Origin of the sequence: Spirosoma endophyticum (assembly GCF_900112365.1) — a bacterium.
Taxonomy (GTDB): domain Bacteria; phylum Bacteroidota; class Bacteroidia; order Cytophagales; family Spirosomataceae; genus Spirosoma; species Spirosoma endophyticum.
Genome location: NZ_FOLQ01000010.1, coordinates 228119 through 236033 on the forward strand (window position 1 = coordinate 228119; position 7915 = coordinate 236033).

General features: G+C 49.5%; 9 protein-coding genes. 2 read left to right on the forward strand and 7 right to left on the reverse strand.

Features of this window, described 5'->3' with window-relative positions; translation table 11 throughout:
• Positions 1 to 22 precede the first annotated feature (22 nt).
• Entirely contained in the window at positions 23 to 730 is a 708-nt protein-coding gene (locus tag BM202_RS23065; protein ID WP_093830589.1) for a lysoplasmalogenase, read from the reverse strand.
• A gap of 147 nt (positions 731 to 877) precedes the next feature.
• Between BM202_RS23065 and BM202_RS23070 the strand changes: the two genes are divergently transcribed.
• A complete protein-coding gene (locus tag BM202_RS23070) occupies positions 878 to 1180 on the forward strand; it encodes a hypothetical protein (RefSeq protein ID WP_093830551.1) in 303 nt (100 codons plus the stop codon).
• 62 nt (positions 1181 to 1242) lie between these two features.
• Here BM202_RS23070 and BM202_RS23075 read toward each other — a convergent pair whose 3' ends face one another.
• The 5 genes from BM202_RS23075 to BM202_RS23095 form a co-directional block, all read right to left on the reverse strand.
• Entirely contained in the window at positions 1243 to 1749 is a 507-nt protein-coding gene (locus tag BM202_RS23075; protein ID WP_093830552.1) for a hypothetical protein, read from the reverse strand.
• A gap of 33 nt (positions 1750 to 1782) precedes the next feature.
• Positions 1783 to 2100 (reverse strand): DUF3817 domain-containing protein, encoded by a 318-nt coding sequence (locus BM202_RS23080; RefSeq protein ID WP_093830554.1) that lies wholly within the window; start codon positions 2098 to 2100, stop codon positions 1783 to 1785.
• A gap of 18 nt (positions 2101 to 2118) precedes the next feature.
• Positions 2119 to 2586: a hypothetical protein gene (locus BM202_RS23085; protein ID WP_093830556.1), complete on the reverse strand. Its 468-nt coding sequence runs from the start codon at positions 2584 to 2586 to the stop codon at positions 2119 to 2121.
• A gap of 86 nt (positions 2587 to 2672) precedes the next feature.
• Complete coding sequence (locus tag BM202_RS23090) at positions 2673 to 3587, reverse strand: helix-turn-helix domain-containing protein (RefSeq protein ID WP_093830558.1); 915 nt, start codon at positions 3585 to 3587, stop codon at positions 2673 to 2675.
• A gap of 2 nt (positions 3588 to 3589) precedes the next feature.
• Positions 3590 to 6178, reverse strand: coding sequence for a M1 family metallopeptidase (locus BM202_RS23095; RefSeq protein ID WP_093830559.1), 2589 nt, complete (start codon positions 6176 to 6178; stop codon positions 3590 to 3592).
• Between the two features lie 119 nt (positions 6179 to 6297).
• Between BM202_RS23095 and BM202_RS23100 the strand changes: the two genes are divergently transcribed.
• The gene (locus BM202_RS23100) at positions 6298 to 7569 is read left to right on the forward strand and encodes an asparagine synthetase B (protein WP_093830561.1); all 1272 of its coding nucleotides are present in this window, start codon (positions 6298 to 6300) and stop codon (positions 7567 to 7569) included.
• Positions 7570 to 7596: 27 nt separating this feature from the next.
• Here BM202_RS23100 and BM202_RS23105 read toward each other — a convergent pair.
• Positions 7597 to 7915: transposase (locus tag BM202_RS23105; RefSeq protein WP_177236658.1), on the reverse strand; the 319-nt coding region annotated here is incomplete at its 5' end.

Below are 7915 nucleotides of genomic sequence, written 5' to 3' on the forward strand. Positions count from 1 at the left end.
ATCCATTTACAATTATCGAAAATCAATGCTCAGGCACCGACGCACCCGATTGTAACATGCCGACAACGATCAGGTATTGGGCGGCAGCGTACGTACTCATAATCCAGAAGGCAGCCCCACTGAGAGGATGCAGGAACTTGTCAATGGCGATGAGTGAATCGGATAGAATGAACAGCAGGGCCCCCATGACAACCCCGCCCGCATAAGGCAGACTCCGCCGTTGGGTAGAGAGAAGTCCCATGGTACTCAGGCAAATGACGTAGAATACAACGGGCCACCACAAAGCCGTCAGGGATGGGTTACTATCGAACGTGGGTTTGAGTACGACCAGAAACGTACCGGAATAGAGGGCAAACAGCGTCGCGTTAAGCAACAGCGAGCGCCGATTACTACGCAGTTCATTCTGGCGTGTAGATTGCCAGAAAACCACACTATAGCACACTTGCATCACCAGAAAGGCCCCCAGTCCTGGCGCGAATAAATCAACTTCTTGGATCATCAGAAAAACGTCGCCTGCCAGTGCGAAAACCATCCCGACCAGCAACCAGCGGATAGACATGGGTGCACCCATTGACCGATAACATTGCCAGCCGTAGAGTAGCAACAACGCCATAATCAACGGTTTACAGCCGTAATGCAGGATGCGGATAGACAACGTATCGCCCACTATTTCGAGCAACGTAACGATGGCGAACGTAAGCGTGAAGATGTGGGTGGGTTTCGCAGACATGACCGTTAGAATGGGTGGCCGAAGGTAGCCAAAACTAACTAAATGCCTGCGAACAGGGTTGGGCGGTCGAACGGCTAACCAGCAACGAAATAAAACCATTTGCCCGTCAGGACGTTTATCCTATATTATTTAACCAAAACAAATCCAATGGACAAGTTACAGAAGCTCGAGTTGATGAATAAAGTTGTCAATGAGTTGGAAGACTTACAGAACAGCCAGACAGCCTTGATCGAAAAAATCGGTAAGATTGAAGTCGATAACATGAACGGCTTGAACGACTCGCGTCTGGAAAAAGATTTGGGTGACATGCATTCGAAGATTGCCGCCAACCTGGATGCAATCACCAGTATCTTTGCTTACTTCGAAACCAAACGTGACGAATACAACGAGAAAAATCGTTCCGCCATTGAAGCCATCGAAGCAGCCGCAGCCATTGAAGCCGCTAACTAGATACGAAAGTTAGTCCATAATCAAAAAAGGGAATCTGATTCAGATTCCCTTTTTTGATTATGCTACGTAAAAGCGATAAAGCGAAATGTCTTTGTATCACTACGATCGTTAATGAAGCTATACGAGCGTAAAATCAACTGATCGTTTACAATCTCGCCCATATAACCAACCACGCCTTCTGCTGAAACCACCGCAAAATGGAGCTTTTCCTCCCGGTCATCCCGGTAAGGCATTCCATGGTAATAAAGCCCCTTAGAGTTTGCTGGATTTTCTTTGTGAAACCACGTAGTAAGCTGATCGGGTGTTCCGGACGAAGTTACCTGGATAACAAATCCGTCTTCATAAAAACGCAGATAGCTAAAATAACTGATTTCCGTTGAATCAATCCAGGGCTTATCGGATATGTATAAGCCGTTATATCTCAGCATGCTGGAGCTTTTGTGGTAAGCTAACCAGGCGGATTTGTTCGTTGCCGGATTAGATTCGGCGAAGGTAGCCGCTTTCGACAACCAGGCAAAACCGTTAGCTAAATGCCCTTGTTTGGCGTAGTCGGAGACTACACCAAACAAGGGACTGGAACGCCAGCTCAGTATGCCAAACGGCTAAGCCTGTTCAGGCGAATCGCGCAGATGACGAAAGACTTTGTGATCGGCGTAGAACGTACCACCCGGAAGGACCGACGCCAGCAACGCCAGTAGTGTTTTGCCTAACGGCCAGCTATACTCAGTCTTTGCCTGAATAACAGTCAGTAAGTACAGAATGAAAAGTAACCCGTGAATTGGGCCAACAATTTCAACAACTTCGGGATGACCACCCATGCGTTTCAGAGGAACGCCAACAAACAGCAATACTAAAAAGGAAATACCTTCAGCAAGACCTACGGTGCGTAGTCGAATTTTGGGCGAGTTGAAAAAATGCATAGTATACAAGTTACTTAATTAAAACAAACGAATCCAGGGGCGGGTCACTAAAGGCGAAAACGGCCACGGTATAGCCATCAGGATACTAACGAGACCAATGGTAAAATAAATGGCTGTGGTTTTGAATTTCTGTTGGTCGTTTTTCAGTCGCTTGGCCGTACTCGATCCCACCGTTATGACAACCACGGCGATGAGCATCAGACTGATGTGAATCAGGCTGAAAAAAGGAAACTCAATAGCCTCGCCAAAGCTCGGGCGAAATTTCCAATAATAGCTGATTATAGGGCTGATTGTGTAAAGATAGATACCAACGAGCAGTTGTATATGTGCAATTGACGTAGCCACAACACGTAGCGTCTGATCGGAAGGGCGATAGGAGCGGGGATGTAGCCAGCCCGAATAAGCACTCACCAGCGTGGTCAGCAAACTCCCTAACACAAGCCAGCGCATGAAACTGTGAATCACTAAAATAATCTGATACAGCATGCGCAATAGTAGCTAGAATTCAGCCGCAAAGATCAGCTTGCGCCCTCGTTATTCATTCGTTCATACCCGGCCAAGATTGGTATGTATCAATCATTAGCTCCGGCGCACTGGCGTCTGAAAGCGATTGGACTAACCCTGGCATATCGCCTGAACACTTTGCCAAAATTAGACTGGTCATCGAAACCCAGTTCGGCGGAAATCTGAGCAACAGTTAAGGTTGATTGAAATAGAAGAACTTTAGCTTCCAGTACAATACGTTCGTCAATCCAGATCGATGGTGATTTGCCAGTACGTGCTTTTATTACTTTGTTGAGGTAATTGGGCGTTACGTTCAGTTGGCTGGCATAATCTGTAACAAATCGCTGTTGACGGACGTGTTTAGCCACTAAGTCCATAAACTGTTGCACCAACCGGTCTCCGGCGTCTACTTTGCTGGATGTCGAGCCGATATACGCCCGGTTGATTTCGGTAAGTAGCGCCAGCAGATAGGGGCGGATAAGATCGGTTTGGGTTGCCCCATTTTCCGTGTATTCAGCCGTTAGTCGGGCGCAGACAGCCGTCATGTGACCGGTTTGTGTATCGGTCAGCGATACGAGCGAATTGCCGGTCAGTTTCATGAAGTCAAGTTCTTTCTCACCAATGGCGCTCAAGTATAACTCATTGCTGAAGAAGCACATAAAGCCGGTCGTGTCTTCCCCAATGGTGGACAGGGAAAAAATCTGTGAGGCTGGAATAACCACTAACTCATTCGCCGAAAGTATGTAGTTAGTATACCCAACCGTCATTTCAAGTTGCCCTTTTGTGACGAGAAACAGAACGTGATTATTGGTACGTCCGGGGGGTAATGGCAGTTTGATAACCGGGCGGGCGTATTCCAGTGGAGCGATGATAAATTGGTTGAAATCCGGCCGAAACCGGTCTTCCCACGATTCATCCTGTATAAGAAACCGCTCCCGAGCCATGCTCGGACTGATGGCAGGAAAGTGCGATTCGCTGTTCATGGCTAGTAAAGCAGTTTACTTGCCCGAAATGGACTATCCGCGGCTTGCAATAGCTTAGCTTTCAGGCGTAGATTATATCCCGGCCGATCACTTAGAAACTTGCGCACCAACTGTGCCGTTTCGGGCGTCTGGTAATTCGACAGCGTTGAGCGAAGCCAGGATTCGGGGAAGAAAATATCACCCGTTCGCTGAATTTCCTCCAGCAAGTCCAGACTCTTGGGCAGGTATTTCGCGGAGGTTGCCATACGTAGTGGATGGTGCAGGTAACCCAGCGCGGCCGTTACCCAGGCTTCATGTTCGCGGTTTGTCTCGCTGGACAGGGAGGCAAAAAAGGCGTCGCGCTCGGCTACGTTGCCCGACAGGGCAGGCATCATAAATTCCAGTCGTTTCCGGCGATCGGGGTTTTTGATTCGGCTCAATTGCTTCATCAGAATGCCTTCGGCGGGATAATCGCGGACGGCCAGTGAGAGCGCCAGTGATGTGTAATCGTCTTCCGTGAGCGTCACGCCCGCAGGCGCTTTCTGCTCGTTCCAGATAGCGTAGAGTCGATCTTGTGCCGCCCGACTGAGGGCGATGTTCTGATACAAGCGAAAGAGAAGTTTCTTCTTGCCGGCAGCGGTTTCCTTTTCCATCGCCTGCCAGGTTTCCTGCTCAACAGACGTAGCCAGCGTAGCCCGGTTTTCGGGTCGGGTAAAATTCCAGACAATGTCCGACAACTGATTGGTCAACAGGCGCAGATTCAATTCTTCCGGCTCGTTTCCCAACAGGTTTTGATACGTAGCGGCCAACTGTGCAGGGCTGGCACCTTGTCCCGTCAGCATTGTTTCGTGGAGGTTAATATAGGCGGAAGCCCGCGTAACCGGGTTTTTCAACGTTGCCAGTTTTGACATCATGGCCGTATCGACCGGAAACAGGCCATAGCCTTGACCCGACGAGTTGAACACGACAAATAAAGGAGCGGGCTTACCAACGGCATCGGGAAGCGAAACCTGTGGCCCGTTCATAGTCACGGTCAACTCATCAACATGATCGGGATAGACCAGCGCAACTTCGAAACCCTGCGGCCACAGTCGTTTAGACCCATCCTCACCCGTTTGCGAAATGACGAGCTTGCTGATTTCGCCGTCCTGTTTATCAAGTTGATACGTGAATTTCGGTCGGCCCGTTTCGTTGACCCAAATGTGGTTCCAGGCAGCCAGGTCGGCAGGCGTTCGGGCATCCAGGATGGCAATCAGATCGGTCCAGCTTGCATTACCGAATGCGTATTTTTTGAGGTATTCGCGCAGTCCGTCCCGGAGTACTGTTTTGCCTACTAGCCGTTCCAACTGGCGCATCATGATGGGTGCTTTGTGGTAGATGATACCGCCGTAGAGCGAACCGGCTTCCTGTAAATTCGCGAGCGGTTGCCCAATGGGATTGGCGCCTTCGGTGCGGTCAACGGCATAGGCAGCCGGAAAATGATCGACCACAAACTGGAGATCGTAGTTGGCGTCGGGGGTCGACACCTCCATAATCTTGTCGGCGACGAAGTTAGCGAACACCTCTTTTAACCAAACATCCTCGAACCAGCGCATGGTGACCATATCGCCAAACCACATGTGCGCGGTTTCGTGGGCAATCACATGCGCGCGGGACAGGCGTTGATCGCGGGTGGCGCCATTGTCCAGAAACAACGCCGACGATTTATAGTCAATCGCCCCAACGTGCTCCATGCCCCCGTATTGAAAATCGGGAATGGCCACAAAATCGAACTTCTGAAATGGATACGGAATTTGTGTGTAGTCTTCCAGAAACGTCAGCGCATCGGCATGGAGTTTAAATAACAAAGGCATACTCAATCGAATCTTCGACGTATCGGTTTCCCGATGCAGAAGCGTCATCGGGCGCTTGTTCTCTACCTGGGACACAGCCGTGAATTTTCCCGCCACGAATGAGAACAGATACGTCGGCTGGATATTGGAACGCCCGAAGTTGACGGTTTTTCGGCCGCCCTGCACCGTAGAGTCCTGTAGTGGCGCGTTTGTCATGGCCTGCCAGCCCGCTGGAACGGTCAATGTGAGCTGAAACGTGGCCTTTAAATCGGGCTGATCGAAGCACGGAAAAACCGTACGGGCGCGGTCGGGCACGAGCAGTGTATAAAGGTATTCGTCATTTCGATTAAGCGACAGATTACCAGCGGTGAAGCTGATCGAAATTGTGTTTTTTCCGGCGGTCAAAAAAGCAGTAGAAACTAACAAATGCTCGCTCTCAAACACTATCGGAATGTTCTTGTTATTGATGGCAATAGCTTGTATATGAGTACGTTCTTCTTTAAAGTCCAGCTGAAGCGGGTCCGTTGTTTTCTTCCAATTGAACGTAATGGTTTCTGCGGCAGCAATGGGCTGGTTTTTCTGCGCTGGAATGTCGAACTTTAGTGCATAAGCCAATTGGCTGAGTGCTTGTTTCCTCGCCCTGGCCAGTGTTTGCGATACCCCCGTTTCGACCGGCAACGGGCTGGCATGAATTGGGGGTTGGATAAACGACATGGCAACGAGGAATATAAGAAGTACAGCAATACCGTAACGAGTGAGTTTGAAAGAGTTCCAGACCATTGGCAGGTTGTGATGAATGTGTAAAAATCGCTGAAATGGCAACACTTTACCAACAAATCAATAAACTAAAATCGGTCTGGTAGTGAGTAAGCATCGTTGGGTCAACAATCCGGTACACTATGAAACAGCCGCTATCTTTTCTACTTATACTGCTGGCAATTACGGGCCAGATTTCGGCCGCATGGGCAAATGCCATCCTGATTCCGATGGACGATCAGCAGGCGAACCATTTGAAAGCCTATGGTATCGCCTACAAGGTGTTGAAAGACGAGCAGGACGTTGACTGGCTATTGAACTATCGGGGCGGCAGTTTCATGGTGAAGCAAACGGCGGCTATTGAAACGGAGTGCCGGGTTCGGGGTGTTTCATTCGAGACGATTTCAGATTCCAAAGCGGCATCCATCAAGCAGCAATTGTCTGATCCTGATGTGAATATGAATGTAGTGACACTTCAGAAAGCGGCTAAAATCATCGTTTATTCGCCTATAAAAGTAAGTCCGGCTGAGTTTGAGAATACGGATGCCGTACTGCTGGTACTTACTTACGCCGAAATTCCTTATGAAGTTGTTTATGATGAGGAGGTGCTAAAGGGCGATCTGGCTAAATACGATTGGCTACACCTGCACCACGAGGATTTCACGGGTCAATATGGCCGGAACATGCATCGGCAGTCGCTCACCGATATTAAAGTTCAGGAGGATATTGCTAAGAAATATGGCTACTCAAAAGTGTCGCAGATGAAACTGGCCGTGGCCAAGGGCATCAAGGCATTCTGTGCCGGTGGCGGCTATCTGTTCGCTATGTGTTCAGCGGCCGAAACACTCGATATTGCGCTGGCGGCCGAGGGTGTCGATATTGTGGGAAGCAGCTACGACGGTGATGGCATGGACCCCAATGCGCAGGAAAAACTTGATTTTACCAAAACTTTTGCGTTCGGCAATTTTACGCTCGAAGCCGACAATGGTTATCGGGGTTTCTCGACCTTCTCCGACATCAACTCTGCTGGCGGACGGGGGTACGATCAACCAGGCGGATTTTTCGAATTGTTTAATTTCTCGGCCAAATGGGACGTCATTCCGTCCATGCTTACGCAGAATCACGAGTCGATCATCAAGGAATTTTTCGGCCAGACGACGGCCTTCCGCAAAGGGGCTGTTAAGCCAAGCAGTTTAGTGATGGGCGAAGGTAAAACTTCCGACCGATACCTCTATGGCGAAATGGGTCGTGGACAGTGGACGTTCTATGGTGGTCACGATCCCGAAGGCCTACGCGGTGGCGGGGGATTCCGCAACCCCACCGACCTGAATCTGCATCCGCACTCACCCGGTTACCGGCTCATCCTGAACAACGTACTGTTTCCATCGGCCCGGAAGAAAAAGCGCAAAACGTAGGTTAATGAATAATTAAGTAATCCTCGCTTATTGGTTTGCATTAAAAGCACTGAAGTTGATGCTTAACTTTCCACCCACATTCGTCAAACAGCGATTCAGGGCATAGGCTAAATCATCATTAGTCAAATAATCCTCGGGCCTCAACCACCCCCCTTTCAGATGTCGCCATAAGGTTTCGGCAAGGTTGAGATGGGGACAGTAGACAGGCAGGAAAAACAAATATAGCCCTCTGGCTTCCCAAATCGGCCGCATCATTTGGATGTAGCCCGCTGTGTGAATCCGGGCATTGTCCAACACAACCACCGTCGAGCGATGAATCAACAACGAAAGCTTATCGAGTTGCTCG